The 21,463-nt window shown below is 39.6% G+C and carries 24 protein-coding genes; 11 read left to right on the top strand and 13 right to left on the bottom strand.

All coding sequences use genetic code 11. The features are described from left to right. Window positions 1–2: 2 nt before the first annotated feature. From lptA to AC2IP4_RS11910, 5 genes are all read right to left on the bottom strand, one after another. The gene (gene lptA / locus AC2IP4_RS11930; RefSeq protein WP_105053964.1) at window positions 3–500 is read right to left on the bottom strand and encodes a lipopolysaccharide transport periplasmic protein LptA; all 498 of its coding nucleotides are present in this window, start codon (window positions 498–500) and stop codon (window positions 3–5) included. Beyond that, window positions 481–1,023, bottom strand: a complete 543-nt coding sequence (gene lptC, locus AC2IP4_RS11925) for an LPS export ABC transporter periplasmic protein LptC (RefSeq protein WP_486306983.1) — start codon at window positions 1,021–1,023, stop codon at window positions 481–483. Before lptC ends, lptA begins: the two co-directional genes overlap by 20 nt. A 17-nt stretch (window positions 1,024–1,040) precedes the next feature. After that, a complete protein-coding gene (kdsC, locus tag AC2IP4_RS11920; protein WP_375321739.1) occupies window positions 1,041–1,601 on the bottom strand; it encodes a 3-deoxy-manno-octulosonate-8-phosphatase KdsC in 561 nt (186 codons plus the stop codon). After that, on the bottom strand, window positions 1,601–2,575 hold the full coding sequence (kdsD, locus tag AC2IP4_RS11915; RefSeq protein ID WP_486306985.1) for an arabinose-5-phosphate isomerase KdsD: 975 nt from the start codon (window positions 2,573–2,575) through the stop codon (window positions 1,601–1,603). Before kdsD ends, kdsC begins: the two co-directional genes overlap by 1 nt. A gap of 203 nt (window positions 2,576–2,778) precedes the next feature. Next, window positions 2,779–3,747, bottom strand: coding sequence for a calcium/sodium antiporter (locus AC2IP4_RS11910; RefSeq protein ID WP_375321741.1), 969 nt, complete (start codon window positions 3,745–3,747; stop codon window positions 2,779–2,781). Window positions 3,748–3,944: 197 nt separating this feature from the next. On the opposite strand from AC2IP4_RS11910, the gene mlaF reads away from it, so the two are divergent. The 9 genes from mlaF (at window position 3,945) to idi (ending at window position 9,974) form a co-directional block, all read left to right on the top strand. Next, entirely contained in the window at window positions 3,945–4,751 is an 807-nt protein-coding gene (mlaF, locus tag AC2IP4_RS11905) for a phospholipid ABC transporter ATP-binding protein MlaF (protein WP_375322842.1), read from the top strand. Then, the gene (gene mlaE, locus AC2IP4_RS11900) at window positions 4,744–5,538 is read left to right on the top strand and encodes a lipid asymmetry maintenance ABC transporter permease subunit MlaE (RefSeq protein ID WP_375321742.1); all 795 of its coding nucleotides are present in this window, start codon (window positions 4,744–4,746) and stop codon (window positions 5,536–5,538) included. The genes mlaF and mlaE overlap by 8 nt, the downstream gene beginning before the upstream one ends. 2 nt (window positions 5,539–5,540) lie before the next feature. Beyond that, window positions 5,541–6,035, top strand: a complete 495-nt coding sequence (gene mlaD / locus AC2IP4_RS11895) for an outer membrane lipid asymmetry maintenance protein MlaD (protein WP_375321743.1) — start codon at window positions 5,541–5,543, stop codon at window positions 6,033–6,035. Further along, the gene (gene mlaC, locus AC2IP4_RS11890) at window positions 6,035–6,676 is read left to right on the top strand and encodes a phospholipid-binding protein MlaC (protein ID WP_375321744.1); all 642 of its coding nucleotides are present in this window, start codon (window positions 6,035–6,037) and stop codon (window positions 6,674–6,676) included. The genes mlaD and mlaC overlap by 1 nt, the downstream gene beginning before the upstream one ends. Then, the gene (locus tag AC2IP4_RS11885) at window positions 6,676–6,996 is read left to right on the top strand and encodes an STAS domain-containing protein (RefSeq protein ID WP_375321745.1); all 321 of its coding nucleotides are present in this window, start codon (window positions 6,676–6,678) and stop codon (window positions 6,994–6,996) included. The genes mlaC and AC2IP4_RS11885 overlap by 1 nt, the downstream gene beginning before the upstream one ends. Beyond that, window positions 6,996–7,253 carry a BolA family iron metabolism protein IbaG gene (gene ibaG, locus AC2IP4_RS11880; RefSeq protein ID WP_060992521.1) on the top strand — a complete coding sequence of 86 codons (258 nt, stop codon included), beginning with the start codon at window positions 6,996–6,998 and terminating at the stop codon, window positions 7,251–7,253. The genes AC2IP4_RS11885 and ibaG overlap by 1 nt, the downstream gene beginning before the upstream one ends. 12 nt (window positions 7,254–7,265) lie before the next feature. Then, a complete protein-coding gene (gene murA / locus AC2IP4_RS11875) occupies window positions 7,266–8,534 on the top strand; it encodes a UDP-N-acetylglucosamine 1-carboxyvinyltransferase (protein WP_375321746.1) in 1,269 nt (422 codons plus the stop codon). Between the two features lie 88 nt (window positions 8,535–8,622). Continuing rightward, window positions 8,623–9,342 carry a 1-acylglycerol-3-phosphate O-acyltransferase gene (locus AC2IP4_RS11870; protein ID WP_375321747.1) on the top strand — a complete coding sequence of 240 codons (720 nt, stop codon included), beginning with the start codon at window positions 8,623–8,625 and terminating at the stop codon, window positions 9,340–9,342. An 89-nt stretch (window positions 9,343–9,431) separates the two neighbouring features. After that, the gene (gene idi / locus AC2IP4_RS11865; RefSeq protein ID WP_375321748.1) at window positions 9,432–9,974 is read left to right on the top strand and encodes an isopentenyl-diphosphate Delta-isomerase; all 543 of its coding nucleotides are present in this window, start codon (window positions 9,432–9,434) and stop codon (window positions 9,972–9,974) included. A 53-nt stretch (window positions 9,975–10,027) separates the two neighbouring features. Here idi and AC2IP4_RS11860 read toward each other — a convergent pair whose 3' ends face one another. The 5 genes from AC2IP4_RS11860 to arcA form a co-directional block, all read right to left on the bottom strand. Next, window positions 10,028–10,417: a RidA family protein gene (locus AC2IP4_RS11860; RefSeq protein ID WP_005417516.1), complete on the bottom strand. Its 390-nt coding sequence runs from the start codon at window positions 10,415–10,417 to the stop codon at window positions 10,028–10,030. Window positions 10,418–10,699: 282 nt separating this feature from the next. Beyond that, window positions 10,700–11,164: an aspartate carbamoyltransferase regulatory subunit gene (pyrI, locus tag AC2IP4_RS11855; RefSeq protein WP_105055531.1), complete on the bottom strand. Its 465-nt coding sequence runs from the start codon at window positions 11,162–11,164 to the stop codon at window positions 10,700–10,702. Between the two features lie 11 nt (window positions 11,165–11,175). Continuing rightward, window positions 11,176–12,105: an aspartate carbamoyltransferase gene (gene pyrB, locus AC2IP4_RS11850; RefSeq protein ID WP_375321749.1), complete on the bottom strand. Its 930-nt coding sequence runs from the start codon at window positions 12,103–12,105 to the stop codon at window positions 11,176–11,178. 271 nt (window positions 12,106–12,376) lie between these two features. Next, window positions 12,377–13,381 (bottom strand): ornithine carbamoyltransferase, encoded by a 1,005-nt coding sequence (gene argF, locus AC2IP4_RS11845; RefSeq protein ID WP_375321750.1) that lies wholly within the window; start codon window positions 13,379–13,381, stop codon window positions 12,377–12,379. Between the two features lie 97 nt (window positions 13,382–13,478). After that, window positions 13,479–14,699 carry an arginine deiminase gene (gene arcA / locus AC2IP4_RS11840; RefSeq protein WP_375321751.1) on the bottom strand — a complete coding sequence of 407 codons (1,221 nt, stop codon included), beginning with the start codon at window positions 14,697–14,699 and terminating at the stop codon, window positions 13,479–13,481. 153 nt (window positions 14,700–14,852) lie between these two features. On the opposite strand from arcA, the gene rraB reads away from it, so the two are divergent. Beyond that, a complete protein-coding gene (gene rraB / locus AC2IP4_RS11835; protein WP_130044378.1) occupies window positions 14,853–15,269 on the top strand; it encodes a ribonuclease E inhibitor RraB in 417 nt (138 codons plus the stop codon). Between the two features lie 75 nt (window positions 15,270–15,344). Further along, complete coding sequence (locus AC2IP4_RS11830) at window positions 15,345–16,187, top strand: glycosyl hydrolase 2 galactose-binding domain-containing protein (protein ID WP_375321752.1); 843 nt, start codon at window positions 15,345–15,347, stop codon at window positions 16,185–16,187. Between the two features lie 110 nt (window positions 16,188–16,297). Here AC2IP4_RS11830 and AC2IP4_RS11825 read toward each other — a convergent pair whose 3' ends face one another. The 3 genes from AC2IP4_RS11825 to pepA all read right to left on the bottom strand — a co-directional run bounded on the left by AC2IP4_RS11825 (window position 16,298) and on the right by pepA (window position 21,315). Further along, window positions 16,298–19,159 (bottom strand): valine--tRNA ligase, encoded by a 2,862-nt coding sequence (locus AC2IP4_RS11825; RefSeq protein ID WP_486307290.1) that lies wholly within the window; start codon window positions 19,157–19,159, stop codon window positions 16,298–16,300. 110 nt (window positions 19,160–19,269) lie between these two features. Beyond that, entirely contained in the window at window positions 19,270–19,713 is a 444-nt protein-coding gene (locus AC2IP4_RS11820; protein ID WP_375321753.1) for a DNA polymerase III subunit chi, read from the bottom strand. Window positions 19,714–19,806: 93 nt separating this feature from the next. Then, on the bottom strand, window positions 19,807–21,315 hold the full coding sequence (gene pepA / locus AC2IP4_RS11815; protein ID WP_375321754.1) for a leucyl aminopeptidase: 1,509 nt from the start codon (window positions 21,313–21,315) through the stop codon (window positions 19,807–19,809). Window positions 21,316–21,463 lie beyond the last annotated feature (148 nt).

The raw sequence follows: 21,463 nt of genomic DNA, 5'->3' as shown, positions 1-21,463 counted from the left end.
AATTATTTTTTATTCAATTGGCTAGGCTGAAGGATGGTTGTAACGCGTTCGTTTTTACCACCATCAGCAATTAGTTTTTGGGTTTGCATATTGTAAGTAATTACTTTCCCTTGGATAATACTGTCATCTTGAGTTAATTCAGCACTATCCGTCATTTTTAGAAATTCATTTTCTAACTCATAACGTAATTTATTTGCTTTACCCTTCAGCGTTTTACCATCATCAGTCAATTGACTAAAACGCGCTGGTTTTCCGTAAGCTTCTAGGATCTCTCGGCCTTCTTGACCTTGAGGTCTAATTACCACTAATTTATCTGCAAAAATTTTGATACTGCCTTGCTTTAAGGTAACGTCACCTAAAAAAGTGACTTGGTTACTTTGCATATCAAAATTTTGCGAGTCTGAGTTTATGTGAATTGGTTGTTCTGTATCGCTGCTTAGTGCCCAGCTTGGGGAGCTAAATAGCAGACCAGCAAGTAGGCTAATTTGTGAAAGCTTCATAGATACCTTGTACATTCTTTAATAGGGTCGCTTGTTGACTGGTAAAATTACCTTTCATTCCTACGCCTGTCGTTTCAAACGTTGGGCCAACAAGGTTAACGACATCTTCTGTCATAAAATCTTTAGTAGAGAGCTCTATTGTTAAGCTGTCTGTTGTCATTGTTTCAAATGCTGCTTCAGGCAGTAAGTTTTTGACAATCACGTTACCGCTTAAGTAGAGGACGTGTTTTTTGTTTAAAACGCCAATATCAGAAATTATTTCCCATTCCTTTATTTTTCCGTCTTGGAAGACAAAAAGGTGAGGGGTAGTAAAATTAGTTTCGCCTGTTTTAGCAAAACGCTCTAGTGCTTTCGCATTAATTTGATAATTGCGAACACCATTTTCATCATAATTATTATTAGTTGTGTTTCTACCCGTAAAAACAGGAACTTGCTGATCAGGAGCGATTTGTTGATCGTTCTGAGTATACTCATAATATAAGTAGTACCCTGACCAGGTAGAGATCATTAATAATATTGTCATGAAAAGATGTTTTAAGGTCATATACTTAAACCTTTATGCTGTTCTAACTCACCTTTTGCTTCTAAGATCAAATCACTGACTTCTCGAACAGCACCATGCCCACCTTTAATCGTGGTTACATAGTTTGCTCGTTGAACAAGTAGTGGGTGTCCATCAGCGACACATACTTTTAATGCCACTTTATCCATTACTGGCCAATCAATGAGATCGTCACCGATGTAGCCTGTGTGTTCTGGAGCTATATTGAGTGTAGTTAAAATATCTTGGTATGCTTGTAATTTATTGTCTTGGCCTTGATAGATCAGTTTAATACCAAGCGCTGTCATTCGGTTTTCTACAATCTTAGAATTACGGCCAGTAATGATAGCGATCTCTACACCTGCAGACATTAATGATTTTACACCGTAACCATCACGAGTATGGAACGTTTTTAGCTCTTCCCCGCTATTGCCCATATAAACAAGACCGTCAGAAAAAACGCCATCAACATCACAGATCAGTAATTTTATGTCTTTTGCAATGTTGAATATAGACTCTTCAACATTGCCATAGAGCGTTGGAATGAATTTAGCTGTCATTACATTACACCTGCTTTCAATAAGTCGTGCATATTAAGAGCACCAACTAAGCGGTTATTTTCATCACACAGTAGTAAGCCATTAATTTTCTTATCTTGCATTAAATTTAGGCCTTCTACCGCTAATAAATTTGGATTTGCAACGGCTGGAGAAGGAGTCATTACTTCACCAATAGTTTGAGTATGAATATCAACGCGATTATCCAATAAGCGACGTAAATCTCCGTCAGTAAAAATACCAATGACTTTTTGTTCATTATCAATAATCGCAGTCATTCCAAGGCCTTTTTCAGACACTTCAAGTAATGCGGTTTTAATAAGAGCATCAGCAGTAACCATTGGTAACTCATCACCTTTATGCATAATATCAGATAATAATAGCAGCAATTTACGACCTAATGCGCCACCAGGGTGAGACAAAGCAAAGTCATCAGCAGTAAATCCTTTAGCTTGTAATAGAGCAACGGCAAAGGCATCCCCCATGGCTAAGGTGGCTGTTGTACTTGATGTTGGAGCTAAACCTAGAGGACAAGCTTCTTGAGGTACGGTTATTTGCAGATTTACATCAGCAACTTTAGCCATACTTGATTCAGGCTTGCCTGTCATCGTGATAAGAGTAATGCTAAGGCGCTTAATTACGGGTAATAAAGCTAAAATTTCACCAGCTTCACCTGAATTTGAAATGGCAATAATGACATCACCTTTTTCAATCATACCTAAATCACCATGGCTGGCTTCGCCCGGATGAACAAAGAAAGAAGGGGTGCCTGTACTTGCTAATGTCGCTGCAATTTTATTACCGATATGCCCCGATTTTCCCATTCCCATTACAACTACTTTCCCTTTACATTCAAGCATTAATTGGCATGCCTTCGTAAAATCATCATTAATGTAGTTATTCAATTGGGTGAGTGCATCAATTTCAATTTGAAGAACATTTTTCCCTGCTTTGCAAAAATCAAACTGAGTTGCCATCGGGTTACCACCTTTTTATTTGGGTTATAGCAGATGTAAAAGCTAGAAGAGTAGCGTATACAATTATTATGCCATATACCAGAGGTAGTTCAAGGTAGAGAGGTTTCTAATGGGGAAGGGAACGTAAAAAATAGATAGGCCATCAATGAATACAACGTTTATTGATGACCTATTCGTGTTTTAGTGGTTATTTAACGAGGGTATTACATTGAGTAAAACAGGTAACCTTGATAAGCCAAGAAGCATGTAACTAAAATGCTACCTTCAATTCGGTTAATGCTACGGCTCTTACCTAAGGCCATAAATAATAATAAAACAGATACGCCCATCATTACGTAAAAATCTCGTTCCATTAAATCAGAGCTGATTTCTGATGGATTAATGAGTGCAGGGATACCCATTACAGCGAGAATGTTAAATACATTCGAACCAATAATATTGCCGGCAGCCATATCGTCTTCACCCTTTAAAACACCTGCTACTGAAGCAGCAAGTTCTGGAAGGCTTGTTCCTAACGCTATAATGGTTAAACCGATCACGAGATCGCTCATACCAAAATATTTTGCAATAACAACTGCGTTGTCGATCAGCATGTTTGCGCCAACAGGCAATAAAATTAAACCAACAACCACCCAAAATAGGGCTTTTTTGTTTTCAACACCTTCAGGAATTTCAGACTCTTGTTCTTCAAGAAGAGTATCACCATTTTTTTGTTCGTTTTTGCTAATGTAGAGCATTGCAATAATGAAGGCTGCAAAAAGAGCAATTAACAATAAACCTTCATTAAAGCCAAGGTAATTGTTGTACATGATGCCACCAGCAAGCAATGTTACAATTAGCATTAATGGTAATTCACGACGAATGATGCCAGAGCTTATTGCAAGAGGTTTGATTATTGCGGTAATACCTAAAATTAACGCAATGTTAGCGATGTTTGAGCCAATTACATTACCGACAGCGGTATCTGTTTTTCCATCAAGCGCAGCGGCAGCAGAGACCATCATTTCTGGTGCAGATGACCCCATGGCTAATATAGTCATACCAATAACTAATGGCGAAATCCCGTAGTTTCTCGCTAACGCGGCAGAACCAAATACCAGTTTATCTGCGCCCCAAACGAGTAGAGAGAGCCCAACGATAAGAAGTAGAGATGGCATGAGCAGCTCTGTCATGGTGTTAATTTCCTTTTGTAGAAGATGTTTTTATAGTTAACCATCAATTTTGACGCTTCTCTGACGAAAAGGAAAGAAAAAAGGCTGCTTTGAGAAGGGATATGCGAAAGAATGTTAAAAATAATAAGTTTGATGGATAAGTTAACGTATACTTATCATTATGTTGCTAGGAAGGGCTTTTGATGAAAAGTAATGATATGTATATAGATACAACCCTAATAAAAGTCGAAAACTTAACCTTTAAACGTGGTGATAGAGTTATTTTTGATGACATTAACTTATCTGTGCCAAAAGGAAAAATAACGGCGATCATGGGGCCGTCGGGTATCGGTAAAACCACGTTATTAAGATTAATTGGTGGTCAGATCCCACCAGAGTCTGGAAATATTCATTTTGAAGAGTGGAATATACCTAAGCTAAATAGAAAGGAATTGTATTTAGCGCGCAAAAAAATGGGCATGCTATTTCAGTCTGGTGCCCTTTTTACAGATATGAATGTGTTTGATAATGTGGCCTTTCCATTACGTGAACACACCAAATTATCAGAAGAGTTTATTCATACATTAGTATTGTTAAAACTTGAAGCGGTTGGGCTGCGTGGCGCTGCTGAGTTAATGCCAAGTGAATTGTCTGGTGGTATGGCTCGTCGAGCAGCTTTGGCTCGTGCTATTGCATTGGACCCAGATCTTATTATGTATGATGAACCTTTTGTTGGCCAAGATCCTATAACAATGGGGGTCTTAGTTGATTTAATTCGTAATCTAAATGATGCTTTAGGGCTTACTTCGGTCGTGGTATCGCATGATGTCCCTGAAGTAATGAGTATTGCAGACCATGTTTATTTGTTAGCTAATGGACGGATAATTGCTCAAGGTTCACCACAAGAATTAAAGGATAACCCTGACCCTCAAGTACGTCAGTTTTTGGATGGCCGCTCTGATGGTCCTGTTCCTTTTCGTTTTCCTGCGAAGCCATTAAGTGAGGCGCTGTTTTCTCATGAGTAACTTTCCACTTATTTCGTCAATTGAACAACTTGGTAAGCGAGCTTTATCGGTTTGTGAAATGTTTGGGCGAGCCACTTTTATGTTACTCGGGGCAATTATTGCCAAGCCTCAGCCTGCGAAAATGTTTCCATTGTTATTAACCCAGTTGTATTCAGTTGGTGTTCGTTCTTTAGTTATCATTATGGTTTCTGGTCTATTTATTGGAATGGTCATTAGCCTTCAAGGCTATGTCATCCTTGTAGACTATGGTGCAGAGACCAGTTTAGGTCAGTTAGTCTCGTTATCTTTACTACGAGAGCTGGGACCTGTCGTTACTGCACTGCTATTTGCAGGTCGTGCAGGTTCAGCCTTAACCGCTGAAATTGGTTTAATGAAAACGACTGAGCAACTTTCTGGTATGGAAATGATGGCGGTAGACCCACTACGTCGAATTATTGCCCCGCGTTTATGGGCCGGTATTATTTCAATGCCATTATTGGCGATGATCTTTATGGCTATCGGTATTTGGGGTGGGCAGATAGTGGGTGTTGAGTGGAAAGGCATTGATTACGGTAGCTTTTGGTCATTAATGCAATCATCGGTTGATGTGCGTTATGACATAGTAAATAGCATTATAAAATGTGTAGTGTTCGCTTTTATCGTAACTTGGATTGCGTTATTTAATGGCTACGATGCAACGCCGACCTCTGAGGGGATCTCATTGGCAACAACACGAACGGTAGTGCATTCGTCACTGGCGGTATTAGGTATTGATTTTGTGCTGACAGCACTGATGTTTGGGAATTAATTATGCAACAGACACGTAAAGTAGAGTTTTTTGTTGGTCTTTTTGTTTTAGCTGGGATGGCTGCGTTATTAATGTTATTGCTTAAAGTCGCGGACGTTCGCAGTGGTGGTAGCGGTGAGTATTACACGTTAAATGCACAGTTTGATAATATCGGCAGCTTGAAATCTCGCTCTCCAGTTAAAATTGGTGGCGTGGTAGTTGGTAGAGTTGAAGGGATTACTTTAGATACAGAAAGTTATCTGCCAGTCGTTAGTATGGAAATTGATAAGCAGTTTGGTCAATTTCCTGAAACTTCTGCGGCACAAATTTTAACGTCAGGATTAATCGGTGAGCAGTATATTGGTATTGTTCCTGGATTTGTGGATGAAGACATCGATATGTTAGGTAATGGTGATTATATTGAGGACACTAAATCGGCTTTAGTTCTTGAAGATATGATTGGACAAGTACTGTATAGCATTGGTGGTGATTCATCTGATAAGAGTGAGGAAGAATAATGAAACAATGGCTAAGTATATTTGTAGCAGTAATAACTCTGTTTTCTGGAGTCGTTCAAGCTCAGGATGTAGATAAAACAAAACCTTATGAAATGATGGCGAAAGTATCTGAAGATACTTTTACACGATTAAAAGCGGAACAACCGGCAATTCAAAAAAATCCTAACGTATTAAAAACGGTCGTAGAAGAAGAGTTGATGCCGTACGTTAATATAAAATATGCCGCGTATAAATTGCTTGGTCCGCATTTAAAAAAAACAACAGCAGAAGAAAGAGAGCAATTTGTGGCGGCTTTTCGTGAATATTTAGTATCGTCGTACGCTCAAGTATTAACGCTATATACAGATCAAAAAATTATTTTAGAAAAACCAAAAGCGATTCCTGAAAAGAAATCTATAATTAGTGTTCGTGTTGATATTCTTGACTCTGCTCGACCAACGGTAAAGGTTGACTTTAAACTTCGTAAGAATAAAAAAACATCAGAGTGGCAAGCATTCGATATGGTTGCTGAAGGTGTGAGTTTATTATCAACAAAGCAGTCTGAGTGGAGTGCAAAAATTCGTAAAGATGGCATAGATTCAGTAAGCAAAGAATTGACTTCATTAGCTGCTCAGCCTATTCGTTTAGAAGGAGGTAAGTAATGAGCGAAGTGGATATATGTGAGTCCAATGCTGATGAAATTTGCTTTAAAGGTGCTCTTGAACGTGAGACTGTGCCTAATATTTGGAAAAAATTGACACAATGGAAACCTAATATTACAGAAGTAAAGGTAGACTTAACTTACGTTAATCGTATTGACTCAGCAGGTGTTGTGTTACTTTTACACCTAATAGAGCATGCAAAAAAACAAAACTGTCATATAATGCTTGCTTTCGTCCCTGATCAGCTCATTACTTTAATTCAATTGAGTAATGTGGAATCATTGTTTGCTGATCACTTAATAACGCAAAAGGTAGAGTAATGGATAGCGCCGAGATTAAAGAATTATTAGACGCAGCACTTCAACTTCAAGAGATTCACGTTAAAGGTGAAGGAAGCCATTTTGAAGTTATTGCTGTGGATGAATCGTTCAATGGAATGAGTCGAGTTAAGAAACAACAAACCATCTATGGACCTTTGATGGAACACATCTCAACAAATACTATTCACGCTCTATCAATAAAAGCGTTTACTCCTGAAGAGTGGGCACGTGATAAAAAATTAAATAGCTTATTCTAAGAGGCCCTTTGAATGTATAAGTTTCGAATTCAAGGAAGTGAACAACCACTTTCTGGAGAGGTTACGATTTCTGGTGCAAAAAATGCAGCACTGCCAATTTTATTTGCTGCATTGCTTGCTGAAGAGCCAGTAGAAGTTGCAAATGTTCCAAAACTTCGCGATGTAGATACAACCATGGAGTTGTTACAACGCTTAGGTGCTAACGTATCACGTAATGGTTCAGTTCATATTGATGCAAGTGGCGTTAATGATTTCTGTGCGCCGTATGATCTTGTAAAAACGATGCGAGCATCAATTTGGGCTCTTGGTCCATTAGTTGCACGTTTTGGTAAAGGGCAAGTGTCTTTACCTGGCGGTTGTGCAATTGGCGCTCGTCCTGTCGATCTTCATATCCACGGGCTTGAGCAGCTTGGTGCAACGATTAAGCTTGAAGAAGGCTACGTTAAAGCAGAAGTTGATGGTCGCCTGAAAGGCGCTCATATCGTTATGGATAAAGTGAGTGTTGGTGCAACAATCACAGTAATGTGTGCCGCTACATTAGCTGAAGGTACCACCGTTTTAGAAAATGCAGCGCGTGAACCTGAAATTGTTGATACTGCTAACTTCCTTAATGCCATTGGTGCGAAAGTATCAGGTATGGGGTCCGATACGATTACTATCGAAGGCGTAGAGCGTCTTGGTGGTGGTTATCATGAAGTGGTTGCTGACCGTATTGAAACGGGGACATTCCTTGTTGCAGCAGCAGTATCTGGCGGTAAAGTTGTTTGTAAGAACACTAAAGCGCATCTTCTTGAATCTGTACTAGCGAAGCTTGAAGAAGCAGGAGCTAAAGTTGAAACGGGTGAAGATTGGATTAGCCTGGATATGACTGGTCGTGAGCTTAAAGCGGTAAATATCCGTACAGCACCACACCCTGCATTCCCAACAGACATGCAAGCACAGTTTACTTTGTTAAACATGATGGCAAAAGGCCCTGGCATTATTACTGAAACGATTTTTGAAAACCGTTTCATGCATATTCCTGAACTGCAACGCATGGGCGCTCATGCTGAAATCGAAGGTAATACCGCTATTTGTGGTGATACTGATGGTTTAAGTGGTGCTCAAGTGATGGCGACGGATTTACGTGCCTCTGCAAGCCTTGTTATTGCTGGTTGTATAGCGAAAGGTGAAACAATTGTTGATCGTATTTATCATATCGACCGTGGTTATGATAAGATCGAAGACAAGTTAACCGCATTAGGCGCGAATATCGAAAGAGTTCGTAGTAGCGATTTATAATCTTACTGATTATTTTGCTGAAAAACCAAGCGGAAACCGGGTATATAATGACCCGGTTTTTTATTGTTTGTATGTAGGAGAAACACTTATGATCGCATTGTTACGCCTAGTTGCTCTGGCTATCTTTGCTGTCTTTACGTTTGTATTTGGCTGTGGTTATTGTTTACTAAGTCCACGTAATCCAAAACACGTTTATACTTTTGGTCTATGGTTTGCTCGTATGTCGCGAGTATTTGGTATCAAACTTGAAGTTCGCGTTCCTGATAGTGTTAAGAATGCTGGCCCAAGTTTATATATTGCGAACCATCAAAATAACTGGGATCTATTTACGGTTTCTGGGGCTATTCAGCCTCGTACTGTAACGGTAGGTAAGAAGAGCTTAGCGTGGATGCCACTGTTTGGGCAGTTGTATTGGATCACTGGTAATATCTTGATTGACCGTAATAATCGCAGCAAAGCGGTAGGTACGATTGCTCAAGTAGCTGATAACATTAAGAAGCGTAATGTGTCTGTTTGGATGTTTCCTGAAGGTACTCGCTCTCGTGGTCGTGGTTTATTACCATTTAAAACAGGCGCATTTCATGCAGCAATAGCCGCTGAGGTTCCTGTAACGCCAATCGTATGTAGTAATACTGAAGGTGTAAAATTAAACCGTTGGAATAACGGTGTGGTAATTGTTGAGATTTTACCGCCAGTGAGTCTTGATGGTTACGATAAAACAAACGTTCGTGAATTAGCGAATGAGTGTCGTGAACAAATGAAAGCTAAGTTAGAAGAATTAAATAAAGAAGTTGCAGAACGCAGCTAAGCTTACGTTTTTATTATAATTTTAAGGGTATGCAGCTTGCTGTGTACCCTTTTGTTTTTGATGTGTATGTTTTAAACGTGTAGAGAATAATGAAAGAAGAAGTTGTCCTTGTAAATCAGCAGGGTGAAGCCATTGGTGTAATGGAAAAGTTAGAAGCACATGAGAAAGGGCTATTACATTTAGCTTTCTCTGTTTTACTTTATCGTGATGGGAAAGAAGGAAGAGAGTTCCTTTTACAAAAACGAGCTGAGTGCAAATATCATAGTAAGGGTAAGTGGAGTAATACTTGCTGTTCGCATCCAAGACTTAATGAATCGATTGAATCGGCGGGAGAGCGCCGCTTAGAAGAAGAGATTGGCATTACCAGTGTTGTGGCAAATACATTTGAAAATTTAGGCTGGTTTATTTATCAAGCTGAGTTGGAAAATGGTTTAAGTGAGCATGAGTTGGATTATATTTTATTAGCGAATAGCCCTGATGTTAACTTTACGATTAACCCGGAAGAGGTCTGTGATATTCAGTGGTGGCGAGAGAGTGATATTCAAAAAGAGTTAGAAACAAACCCCGTTATCTTTTCGGTGTGGTTTGGAGCGGTTTACTCTAAAGCTATCCAGTATTTAAATAAAAAATAAGGCAGAAATTGAGTAAACTCTGCCTTAATCATTTTATTTATTATTATCTGAATTTATTTACGAACAGCAATCGCTTCGATTTCAATACCAACATCTTTTGGAAGACGAGCAACTTCAACACAAGAACGAGCAGGGTAGTTTGCTACTTTATGTTCATCAAAGAAGTTTCCGTACACTTCGTTCACGGTACCAAAATCATTTAAGTCTTTAACAAATACCGTCATTTTCACAATATCAGAAACCGTTAGACCAGAAGCTTCAACAACTGCTTTTACGTTTTCTAGAGATTGACGAGCTTGTTCTGCAATATCATCAGACACTTCACCAGTTGCTGGATTTACAGGGATTTGGCCTGAAGTTAGAACCATATTACCAAGGTCAACACCTTGAATGTATGGACCAATTGCTGCTGGAGCATTGTCTGTATGAAGAACTTTAGTCATTGTAATGATTCCTTTTTGAATGGATGAATATTATACCAATCAACATAAATATTTGCTCATTCTTGCTTGTTAAAATTGATTATAGCTGCGTTATAAATTTTATAATTAGAACTACTAGTTATAAAACATATGCCTTGCTCTAATCGATTTTTCCTACGCAATTCTCTGAACAACTACTTATCCAGATTGGTATTAGGTTCAATAAACCCAATATAAAACAAACTTTACCAATAAAAAAGCCCCAGAATATCTGAGGCTAAAAATTGTGTATTAACAATAGGATTAATTTAAATCAGTGACTACTTCACGTGAATATACTTTCTCGCAATACTTACACTTTAAGTGAACATCTTCGTTTTTTGTAATGACTTTAAAGCTACTATCAACGGGCTCACCATGAGTAATACAATTGCTGTTTGGACACTCAAACACACCTGTAATTTGTGTTGGTAGCTGAAGAGGGATCTTCTTCGCCACTTCATAGTTTTCAATTTGATTAACCGTTGCGTGTGGTGCATAGAGTGCTAATTTACTTGCTTGCTCTGGCGTCACAAAGGTGTTTTCAATTTTCAATAAATCTTTAGAGCCCAAAGCAGAAGAAGGTAAGTTTAAGCCTATCGTTACGCGCTCTACTGTTTTATCCATCTGAAATAGCTTTAAGACTTTAACACCAATATTTGCAGGAATATGGTCGATTACTGTTCCGTTGTTGATAGCTTCAACACGTAATTGAGTTTTATTAGGCATCATCGTTTCTCCTAAAGTGTTTCATTAAGAACAAGCGCTAATAGAGCTTGTCGTGCATAAACGCCATTTTCTGCTTGTTGGAAATAATAAGCGTGTGGTGTTTTATCAACATCAGTATCAATTTCATCGATACGAGGAAGCGGGTGAAGCACTTTTAGGTTGCTACGAGCTGGCTGTAAATCTTGCGCAGAAAGAATATAAGCTGATTTAATATGCGCATATTCAGATTCATCAAAACGCTCTTTTTGAACACGAGTCATATACAGAATATCTAATTCAGGAATTGCATCTTCCATACTATTAAGTAGCTGGTATTCAATGCCTAATTCATCTAACTCTTCACAAATGTAATCAGGCATTGCTAATACTTCTGGTGCGATAAAGAAGAACTTAACACCATTAAATTTAGCTAACGCTTGAGTTAAAGAGTGAACGGTACGACCGTATTTTAAATCACCAACAAAGGCGATATTAATATTATCTAAACGACCTTGAGTTTCGTAAATAGTATACAAGTCTAATAAGGTTTGCGTTGGGTGTTGGTTTGCGCCATCTCCGGCATTAATTACTGGAGTGCCGTTTGAGAATTCAGAAGCAAGGCGTGCTGCACCTTCTTTAGGGTGACGCATAACATAAGCATCGGCATAAGAAGCTATGATTTGAACTGAATCGGCTAGAGTCTCGCCCTTTTGAGCAAGAGACGTATTACCAGCAGTATCAAAACCAATGACTGAACCACCTAAACGTTGAATTGCAGTTTCAAAAGATAGGCGAGTACGAGTTGAGGCTTCAAAAAAGCAGCTTGCAATAACCTTATTCTTTAATAGATCAGGTTGAGGCTCTTTTTTGATTTTTCCTGCTGTTTCTACGATCAGTTCTAGCTCTTCACGAGATAGTTCTGGAATAGAAATGATATGCTTTTGATATAGCGAGTTAGCCATAGTCTCTCTTCCCTTTAGTGTGTCAGTCATATTTAAATCAAAAAAAAGCCCCCTATAAAATAGGAGGCTTTAAAAATATCGGTAATTAGGAAAATCAAAAAATAGGGGACCACCACACTTTGTTAGTGCATGCATAGGGTCGACCGCTGTATGAATATAAGTCAATAACATCATAATTTCCTAGTAAATTGCGCGAGATTATACTCGTATCAAAATCCTAAGCAAGCGTTTGCATCAAACTTATTTCTATTTCCTTTATTGGGTACTTAGATTAATTACCTAAGGTTGCAACCATAATCGCTTTAATTGTGTGCATGCGATTTTCTGCTTGATCAAATACGATAGAGTAGTCAGATTCAAAAACTTCGTCAGTAACTTCTAAACCATTCATACCATACTTTTCTGAGATTTCTTTTCCAATGGTTGTTTCATTATTATGAAAGGCGGGTAAACAGTGCATGAATTTCACGTTTGGATTTTCGGTCGCTTTAATAACATCCATATTGACTTGGTAAGGGGTCATTAAGGCGACACGTTCATCCCAAGCTTCGGGTGCTTCTCCCATAGAAACCCAAACGTCAGTGTATAAGAAATCACAATTCTTCACGCCTTGTTGTATCTCTTCGGTCAGCACAATTTTAGCCCCTGTTTGCTTCGCAATCTCTTGGCACTGAGCAACGAGCTCCTCTTCTGGCCAAAATTGTTTTGGTGCAACAAGGCGGATCTCCATGCCCATTTTAGCGGCACCAACCATAAGAGAATTTCCCATGTTATTACGTGCATCACCAAGGTATGCAAAAGTAAGTTGGTTTAATTGCTTACCATTTGCATATTCTTGCATAGTAAGAAAATCAGCTAAAATTTGAGTTGGATGGAATTCATCAGTTAATCCATTCCATACAGGAACACCAGCGTGCTCACCCAGTTCTTCAACAATCGATTGACCAAAGCCGCGGTATTCGATGCCATCGTACATGCGTCCGAGTACACGAGCGGTATCTTTCATCGATTCTTTTTGACCAATTTGAGAGCCCGACGGGCCAAGATAAGTGACTCTTGCTCCTTGATCAAAAGCGGCAACTTCAAAGGCACAGCGTGTGCGAGTAGAGGCTTTTTCAAAAATAAGTGCAATGTTTTTACCTGACAGGCGAGGTTGCTCATACCCCGCGTATTTTGCTTTTTTTAGCTCAGCAGATAGCTCAAGTAAATGTGCAATCTCTTTAGGGGAAAAATCTAATAGTTTTAAAAAGTTTCTATTACGTAAGTTAAAAGCCATCGTGTGCTCCTTGCCATTCATGCTAATCCGATAAAATTCATTTAAACATGTAAATGCAGATAATGTGAATTTATATTTAATTTATTTTATATTGAGGCTAAATGCCGTCTCTTTCTATTGGGCAACTCATGCAACGCGCACCACCACGACCACGGCCTAATTCATCGCCTGTAATTGGAAGAACCTTGATACCAGCTTTGTCATATTTCTCATTGGTATAAGTATTACGCTCATACGCTACGACAACGCCAGGTTTTATGGTCAGCACGTTATTGGCATCGTGCCATTGCTCTCGTTCGGCTTCATAGCTATCCCCGCCAGTCGTAATGATATTCAACTCATCGAGATCTAACGCTGCCATTAATACATTTTGAAAATTAGGCATCTCTTTAATCGCAAGGTGCTGTTCACCACAAGGCGTAATTGACCAGCAAGGCATATTTTTATTAACTACTCTTGGGTAGACTGAAAAAACGTTATGATCCATATGTGTCATAACCGTATCTAAATGCATGCACGAACGATCTTCAGGTAGTTTAATGGCGATAACTTGCTTGGCTTGATGAGTTCGGAATAGTTGCTTTGCTAGATTCTCAATACCTTGGGGAGTGGTTCGTTCAGAAATACCAACCAGTACGTTACCTTTGCCAATCACTAACACATCCCCACCTTCAATGGTGGCATTGTCGTAATCTCGGTTTTCATCTTCAAAATATTGTGAAAATACTTGCTGAGAAAACAAAGGATGCCAGCGATAAATTGCACGTAAATGGTTCGATTCTCTTTTTCGTGCGTCTTTAGCCATTGGATTAATGGAAACACCACCATAGATCCAGCATGAAGTATCTCGAGTAAATAAATGGTTTGGTAATGGCTCAATGACAAAATCAAAGGGGTCACTCAGTTGCTGTAACATCGAGGGAGCTTTAAATGGAAGCTCAATAAAAGCAAGACCACCTAATAAAATTGAAGCCAGCTCCTTGTTGTCTTTTTCAAGCAGAAACGCCCTAATTTGATTAGAAAAAGTAGGACCAAAGCGATAATGAGAAATTTGATGTTTGAGCAGCCATTGTTTGGCCTCAGGATGTTGCAGCGTTTCTTCAAGTAAATTTTGTAGCAGTAATACTTCTACGCCTTGAGATTCTAACGTTGCTACGAATTGGTCGTGCTCTAGTAACGCTTTTTCAACAGAGAGCACATCATCAAACAGTAAGTCGTGGCAGTTTGTTGGGGTAAGGTGAGCAAGCGCTCTTTCTGGACGGTGAAGAATAACACGGCGTAATTGACCAATTTCAGAGCCAACAAATAGCTTATTCATAAGATTCCTTTCTAATATCTACAGCTAGTAAGAGAAATAATACCGTATAGTAGGGGATTATTCTTTAATTATTGAAGTATTAGGGGATTTGAGTTGGTCAGGCTATAATGGCTACTTACTCATTTATTATTTAATACAGTGTGGAGTCTTACTATGTCTCAAGAAGATGAATATCTATCGGTTGAGCAATTTCTTGAATTGCAAAAAGCGGAAACGCGTGAAATTATTGAGTCGCTAAAAGCCGATGGTAGTGAGCCGGATGCACTGTATGCGATTGAGCACCATTTAATGGCTGAAGATTTTAAAGCGCTTGAAAATGCCGTTGTTGAAGCATTTAAAATGGGCTTTGAAGTACTAGAAGCGGAAGAGCTAGAAGACGAAGACGGTGCGAAGATCTTATGCTGTGACGCAGTAATGGATTCAGCATTAGACGCTGATGTGATTGATGCTCAAGTTGAAAAATTAGTAAACCTAGCTGAAAAGCACGACATCATCTATGATGGTTGGGGTACTTACTATGAAGGCGAAGACGCTGAATACGACGTTATTGAAGATGGCGACGAAGATTAATTCGTAGTAAAAATTCAAAAGAACATATATGCCCTAGATGTGAACTACTTCTAGGGCATTTTTTTAAGGATGAATATGTCAGTCAATTCAAGAATTTTACTTAATAATGAGCAAGCGCTGTGGCAAGTTTCACCGCTCAGTGATACCTCATTACCAATAAAAGACATTCCAATTCAGCAAGGTATTGCCTCTGCTTATTCGTCGTTTTCCGCTTTTGAAGTTAACGCTCAAGAGTGGCATATGATGCGATTTTTTGAGGTGGATGAAACATTACTAAATTACCCTGCGATTGAATTAGTGATGAGTGGCGCTTCCCGTTACGCAGAAGTCCGAATTAATGGTGTCGCTGTATTTGATTGCACTGATAACATGACACGTTACCGTAAAAATATTAAAGACTACCTTCAATTAGGCGGTAATCGTTTTGAAGTTCTTTTCTTAGAAGAAGATGAAGATGATTGGCTGTTGGATGATGACTCTAGTGAGCAAGTCTGTGAAATAAATCAGGCTTATCATCGCCGTTTTGGTGCTGTTCAGGATGTTGATATTAAAGATGATATTGGTATTTTTGGAGTGTGCTTCTTCCAACCAATCCCACACTTGGCGCTGGAGCATATTAGTGTTGAACAAATTTGGCATCATGGCTGTGAGTTAAAGGTGGATGTATATTTTAAGACATATAAGCCAGATTTAATCTCAGCAAGTGTTAAGTTTGATGGCATGACGTTGACGTTACCTGTAAACGTAAGAGGCGATCATATTTCTGCATTGTTTCAAGTTGAGGCGCCAAAATATTGGGATGATAAGGCTCAAAATCCTAATGATTTATATTCAATTATTGTGACGCTTGATGGGCAACAGCATGAGTTAGAAATTGGCTTATGTCGTACAGAGAATGTCATTCATTTCCCGTTATAGTTGATAGCGCTATTAGTGAATTTTCTTTAGATAATAAAAAAGGTCGATGCGTTCACATCGACCTTTTTTTATGCGTTTCAGTAAATTAACTTAATAATATTAAGGGTAATTTACAGCGCAGCAATTGTTACTTTCTGTGCTTCTAGTTTAGCCAGTGTTTCTTTATAGCCTTCTAGTTTTTCACGCTCTTTAGCGATAACTACTTCAGGTGCTTTAGCAACAAAACCTTCGTTACCTAATTTACCTTCAATACGTTTAATCTCGCCTTGGATTTTTGCTGATTCTTTATCTAAACGAGCAAGTTCTGCATCTTTATCGATAAGACCCGCCATTGGGATCATTAACTCTGATTTACCAACAAGAGAGGTTGCACATGCTGGTGTCTCTTCATTGTCAGCAAGTACTTTGATACTGTCTAGTTTCGCTAGAGAAGTCAGAACAATCTCATTCGCTTGAATACGCGCAGCGTCTTTTTCGTCAGCGACTTTAATCATCACATCTAAGCCTTTGCTTGGTGCGATGTCGTATTCAGCACGTAAGTTACGAATGCTTGTAATGAATGCTTTAACCCACTCAAGATCAGCAACAACATCAGCATTGAAGTTTTCTTCATTAAACTGAGGTAATGCTTGAGTCATGATAGTCTCACCTTCAACACCGTTAACTAGCGGCTTAACGCTCTGCCAGATAGATTCAGTGATGTAAGGAAGAACAGGGTGAGCAAGACGTAATGTTTTCTCAAGAACCGTAATTAGCGTGTAACGCGTTGCACGTTGTTGTGCTTCACTGCCTTTCCAAAGAACCGGTTTAGTTAGCTCTAAATACCAGTCACAGAATTGGTTCCAAATGAATTCATACAGTGTATTTGCTGCCATATCTAGACGGTAGTTTTCTAGATGAGCATTAAATTCTTTTGCTGCGATTTCAAACTGAGATTCGATCCACTTGTCTGCTAGTGAGAACTCAAGTTCTGCACCTTCAGTCATGCCACAATCGTGCTCTTCTGTGTTCATTAATACGTAACGGCTTGCGTTCCATAGTTTGTTACAGAAGTTGCGGTAACCTTCAAGACGTTTCATATCCCAGTTGATATCACGACCCGTTGAAGCCATTGCTGCAAGAGTGAAACGTAAAGCATCAGTACCGTATGGTTCGATACCGTTTTCAAAGGTTTTACGTGTTGCTTTTTCAATCTTCTTCGCTAGTTGAGGTTGCATCATGTTGCCACAACGTTTTTCAACTAATTCTTCAAGACCAATACCATCGATCATATCGATAGGGTCAAGTACGTTACCTTTAGACTTAGACATCTTGTCGCCGTTTTCATCACGGATAAGGCCCGTCATGTAAACTGTCTTAAATGGTACTTGTGCATTGCCTTCTTCGTCTTTTACGAAGTGCATGGTCATCATGATCATACGAGCAACCCAGAAGAAGATAATATCAAAACCAGATACTAATACTTCTGATGGGTGGAATGTTTTTAGTGCATCTGTGTTTTCAGGCCAGCCTTGTGTGCCGAATGTCCAAAGTGCAGAAGAGAACCATGTATCAAGTACATCGTCATCTTGGCGTAGAACAACAACAGGAGCGAGATTGTTTTTCTCACGAACTTCTTCTTCAGTACGACCTACGTATACTTTACCGTCGTTGTCGTACCATGCAGGGATACGGTGGCCCCACCAAAGTTGACGAGAGATACACCAATCTTGTACATCACGCATCCAAGCAAAGTACATGTTTTCGTATTGTTTAGGAACGAATTGGATTTGACCATCTTCAACTGCTTTAACCGCAGGCGCAGCAAGAGGAGCAGTACGTACGTACCACTGATCAGTCAGCATTGGTTCGATAACAACGCCACCACGGTCACCGTAAGGAACGGTTAAATCGTGATCTTTAATTTCTTCAAGAAGACCTAGCTCATCAAACTCAGCTACGATGGCTTTACGAGCAGCAAAGCGCTCCATACCACGGTATTTCTCTGGGATCTCAGTGCTATAAACATCACTTTCTTCGCCGTTTGTTGTGAATACTTCTGCAGTATCACGAATATCCGCGTTGAATGTTAGGATGTTGATCATTGGTAGGCTATTACGTTTACCTACTTCGTAATCGTTAAAGTCATGAGCTGGAGTGATTTTCACACAACCCGTGCCTTTGTCCATATCCGCGTGCTCATCGCCAACGATAGGAATTAAACGACCAACGATAGGAAGTTCGATGTGTTTACCGATAAGATCTTTATAGCGAGGATCTTCAGGGTTTACCGCAACACCAGTATCACCAAGCATGGTTTCTGGACGCGTTGTTGCTACAACAATGTAGTCTTTACCGTCAGCAGTTTTAACACCGTTTGCTAGTGGGTAGCGGAAATGCCACATGAAGCCTTTTTTGTCTTTGTTTTCAACTTCAAGATCTGAAATTGCAGTGTGCAGTTTCGGGTCCCAGTTAACTAGACGCTTACCACGGTAGATAAGATCTTCTTCGTATAGACGAACAAAGACTTCTTGAGTTGCTGCAGATAGGCCATCATCCATTGTGAATCGTTCACGATCCCAATCTACAGATGCACCTAAGCGACGAAGTTGTTTCGTAATTGTGCCGCCTGATTCTGCTTTCCATTCCCAAATTTTGTCGATGAAAGCGTCACGACCGTAATCGTGTTTTGTTTTGCCTTCTTCTGCCGCAATCTTACGCTCAACAACCATTTGAGTTGCGATACCTGCGTGGTCAGTACCCACTTGCCAAAGCGTATTCTTACCTTTCATACGTTCAGCACGGATAAGTGTATCCATGATCGTATCTTGGAAAGCGTGACCCATGTGCAGGCTACCAGTGACGTTTGGTGGCGGGATCATGATGCTATAAGCTTCTTTTGATGTGTCACCGTGTGGCTTAAAGTAGCCTTTTTCTTCCCAAGTCTGATACAGAGCTTGTTCTATTGATTGCGGGTTATATGTCTTTTCCATAGTGTTCGTCACGAATATCTCTATTAAAAAGTGGAATGCCAAATATCATAATTAATGGCTTAAGTTAATAATTATCTTTTAATTAAGTTACTTAGCTATGATGATTGGCATTATTCTAATGTCTCGGTTTGCATGGCTCGGCCTGCATTTCGGTATATTTTATACCTTTCTCGAGCGTGTTGTTTGCTTTTTTCTTCACAGGGTACGAAGTCTACCACTTGAGCAAAGGAAACCGCAAAAGTTGCGACCTCTTGAGCTAAATTTATTAGCACATGTCGGCGGCCAGATGGACGTAGTGTTCCCCAACCAATTTCAATTGGAGATCCAGATTTTGGGCCTTCACCAATAAGGTTATGTGGTGTGAACTCAGAAACTTCATTCTGCCAAAGTGCTTCATCAATTAATAACGCTTGTGCTTTATCGCTACTTAAAATATAGATTCGAGCATTTTCAGAGTAATAGTAATGAGCAAGCTGACACACAAATTTTAACAGCCCTTCTTGAGTCGCTGTTGATGATGTGGGTTCAATAACATAAAACAGTGCTTGGCTCATAATCTCTCTTATTTATTACAGCGTATATGACCATAAATAAGTCATTAAAAAAGGGCCTGTATATAGGCCCTTTATATCATAAAACGAAGTGGTTTATTCTACGTTTTCTTGGCCTGAACGATTCAGTAAGAACTGGACAAGTAATGAGACTGGTCGGCCTGTTGAGCCTTTGTTGGCACCAGAGACCCAAGCAGTACCCGCACTATCAATGTGGGCCCAATGGTATTTCTTAGCAAAGCGAGCAAGGAAACAACCAGCAGTGATTGTGCCAGCTGCTTTTCCGCCAATGTTAGCCATGTCTGCAAACGGGCTATTTAGTTGTTCATTGTATTCGTCAGCCATAGGTAAGCGCCAAGCGCGGTCACCAGATTGTTCAGACGCATTAATGAGTTCATGAGCTAATGGATTATGGTTTGCGATTAAGCCATTGATGTGATGGCCAAGAGCCACAATACAAGCGCCTGTCAATGTAGCCACATCAACAACGCATTCTGGATCGTAACGTTCAACATAAGTAAGCGCATCACAAAGTACTAAACGACCTTCAGCATCGGTATTTAATACTTCAACTGTTTGACCTGACATTGTAGTTAAAATATCACCAGGGCGATAAGAATTACTGCTTGGCATGTTTTCACAACCAGCAAGTACACCAACAACGTTTAAAGGAAGGTTTAACTTAGCAAGCGCTTTCATTGCACCAAATACAGAGGCTGCACCACACATGTCGTACTTCATCTCATCCATACCATCACTTGGTTTGATAGAGATACCGCCTGAATCGAAAGTCAGACCTTTACCGATAAGTACGATAGGTTTTGCATCAGGATTAGAATGACCTTTGTATTCCATCACTGACATCATGGATTCATTATGAGACCCTTGACCTACAGCTAGGTAAGAAGTCATGCCTAGTTTTTTCATCTCTTCTTCACCAATTACTTTGGTGGTAACGGTTTCGTAGTCATCGGCTAAGCGACGAGCTTGAGATGCAAGGTACGCAGGGTTGGCAACGTTTGGTGGCATATTGCCTAAATCTTTCGATGCTTTAACGCCAGAAGCAATAGATAAACCATGATTAATTGCTTTTTCACCTAAGTTAAGCTCACGGCGAGTTGGTACATTAAATACTAATTTGCGTAATGGGCGACGAGTCTCAGGTTTGTTACTCTTGAATTGGTTAAAGGTGTATAAGCTATCTTTAGTCGATTCAACTGCTTGACGAACTTTCCAATAAGTATCACGACCTTTAACGTGCAGTTCGGTAAGGAAACATACTGCTTCCATAGAGCCTGTTTCATTTAGTGTGCTGATGGTTTTTTTGATGATTTCTTTATATTGACGCTCACCAAGTTCACGCTCTTTACCACAACCGACTAATAAAACACGCTCAGAAAGAATATTTGGTACTTGATGCAACAACAGCATTTGACCAGGTTTACCTTCTAGATCACCACGGCGAAGTAATGAACTGATGTAACCGTCACTGATTTTATCTAGCTGTTCTGCGATTGGAGATAAACGGCGTGGTTCGAAAACACCGACAACGATACATGCGCTGCGCTGCTTCTCTGGACTGCCACTTTTTACACTGAACTCCATGCGTACTCCTACATCCTAAAGACAAATAGAACTAAATGTTAGATAATGAGCAAAATCTAGTTAGATACTATACTATTAGTGTTTCGATTTCGCAGGCTAACATTTAGCCAAAGATTAAAAAATAAATGGTTTACACGGAAATTATAGT

This window comes from Aliivibrio thorii (assembly GCF_057368585.1).
This window is presented reverse-complemented; position numbering and strand designations above follow the sequence as displayed.

What these genes read in the sequence shown, in the direction of transcription:
- AC2IP4_RS11910 (WP_375321741.1), bottom strand. Translation starts at nt 3,747, where the DNA reads ATGACAGAGCTGCTCATGCCATCTCTACTTCTTATCGTTGGGCTCTCT.
- lptA (WP_105053964.1), bottom strand. Translation starts at nt 500, where the DNA reads ATGAAGCTTTCACAAATTAGCCTACTTGCTGGTCTGCTATTTAGCTCC.
- rraB (WP_130044378.1), top strand. Translation starts at nt 14,853, where the DNA reads ATGTCTCAAGAAGATGAATATCTATCGGTTGAGCAATTTCTTGAATTG.
- ibaG (WP_060992521.1), top strand. Translation starts at nt 6,996, where the DNA reads ATGGATAGCGCCGAGATTAAAGAATTATTAGACGCAGCACTTCAACTT.
- AC2IP4_RS11885 (WP_375321745.1), top strand. Translation starts at nt 6,676, where the DNA reads ATGAGCGAAGTGGATATATGTGAGTCCAATGCTGATGAAATTTGCTTT.
- mlaE (WP_375321742.1), top strand. Translation starts at nt 4,744, where the DNA reads ATGAGTAACTTTCCACTTATTTCGTCAATTGAACAACTTGGTAAGCGA.
- pyrI (WP_105055531.1), bottom strand. Translation starts at nt 11,164, where the DNA reads ATGCCTAATAAAACTCAATTACGTGTTGAAGCTATCAACAACGGAACA.
- argF (WP_375321750.1), bottom strand. Translation starts at nt 13,381, where the DNA reads ATGGCTTTTAACTTACGTAATAGAAACTTTTTAAAACTATTAGATTTT.
- kdsD (WP_486306985.1), bottom strand. Translation starts at nt 2,575, where the DNA reads ATGGCAACTCAGTTTGATTTTTGCAAAGCAGGGAAAAATGTTCTTCAA.
- kdsC (WP_375321739.1), bottom strand. Translation starts at nt 1,601, where the DNA reads ATGACAGCTAAATTCATTCCAACGCTCTATGGCAATGTTGAAGAGTCT.
- pepA (WP_375321754.1), bottom strand. Translation starts at nt 21,315, where the DNA reads ATGGAGTTCAGTGTAAAAAGTGGCAGTCCAGAGAAGCAGCGCAGCGCA.
- murA (WP_375321746.1), top strand. Translation starts at nt 7,266, where the DNA reads ATGTATAAGTTTCGAATTCAAGGAAGTGAACAACCACTTTCTGGAGAG.
- AC2IP4_RS11825 (WP_486307290.1), bottom strand. Translation starts at nt 19,159, where the DNA reads ATGGAAAAGACATATAACCCGCAATCAATAGAACAAGCTCTGTATCAG.
- AC2IP4_RS11870 (WP_375321747.1), top strand. Translation starts at nt 8,623, where the DNA reads ATGATCGCATTGTTACGCCTAGTTGCTCTGGCTATCTTTGCTGTCTTT.
- lptC (WP_486306983.1), bottom strand. Translation starts at nt 1,023, where the DNA reads ATGACAATATTATTAATGATCTCTACCTGGTCAGGGTACTACTTATAT.
- mlaC (WP_375321744.1), top strand. Translation starts at nt 6,035, where the DNA reads ATGAAACAATGGCTAAGTATATTTGTAGCAGTAATAACTCTGTTTTCT.
- AC2IP4_RS11820 (WP_375321753.1), bottom strand. Translation starts at nt 19,713, where the DNA reads ATGAGCCAAGCACTGTTTTATGTTATTGAACCCACATCATCAACAGCG.
- AC2IP4_RS11830 (WP_375321752.1), top strand. Translation starts at nt 15,345, where the DNA reads ATGTCAGTCAATTCAAGAATTTTACTTAATAATGAGCAAGCGCTGTGG.
- idi (WP_375321748.1), top strand. Translation starts at nt 9,432, where the DNA reads ATGAAAGAAGAAGTTGTCCTTGTAAATCAGCAGGGTGAAGCCATTGGT.
- AC2IP4_RS11860 (WP_005417516.1), bottom strand. Translation starts at nt 10,417, where the DNA reads ATGACTAAAGTTCTTCATACAGACAATGCTCCAGCAGCAATTGGTCCA.
- mlaF (WP_375322842.1), top strand. Translation starts at nt 3,945, where the DNA reads ATGTATATAGATACAACCCTAATAAAAGTCGAAAACTTAACCTTTAAA.
- mlaD (WP_375321743.1), top strand. Translation starts at nt 5,541, where the DNA reads ATGCAACAGACACGTAAAGTAGAGTTTTTTGTTGGTCTTTTTGTTTTA.
- pyrB (WP_375321749.1), bottom strand. Translation starts at nt 12,105, where the DNA reads ATGGCTAACTCGCTATATCAAAAGCATATCATTTCTATTCCAGAACTA.
- arcA (WP_375321751.1), bottom strand. Translation starts at nt 14,699, where the DNA reads ATGAATAAGCTATTTGTTGGCTCTGAAATTGGTCAATTACGCCGTGTT.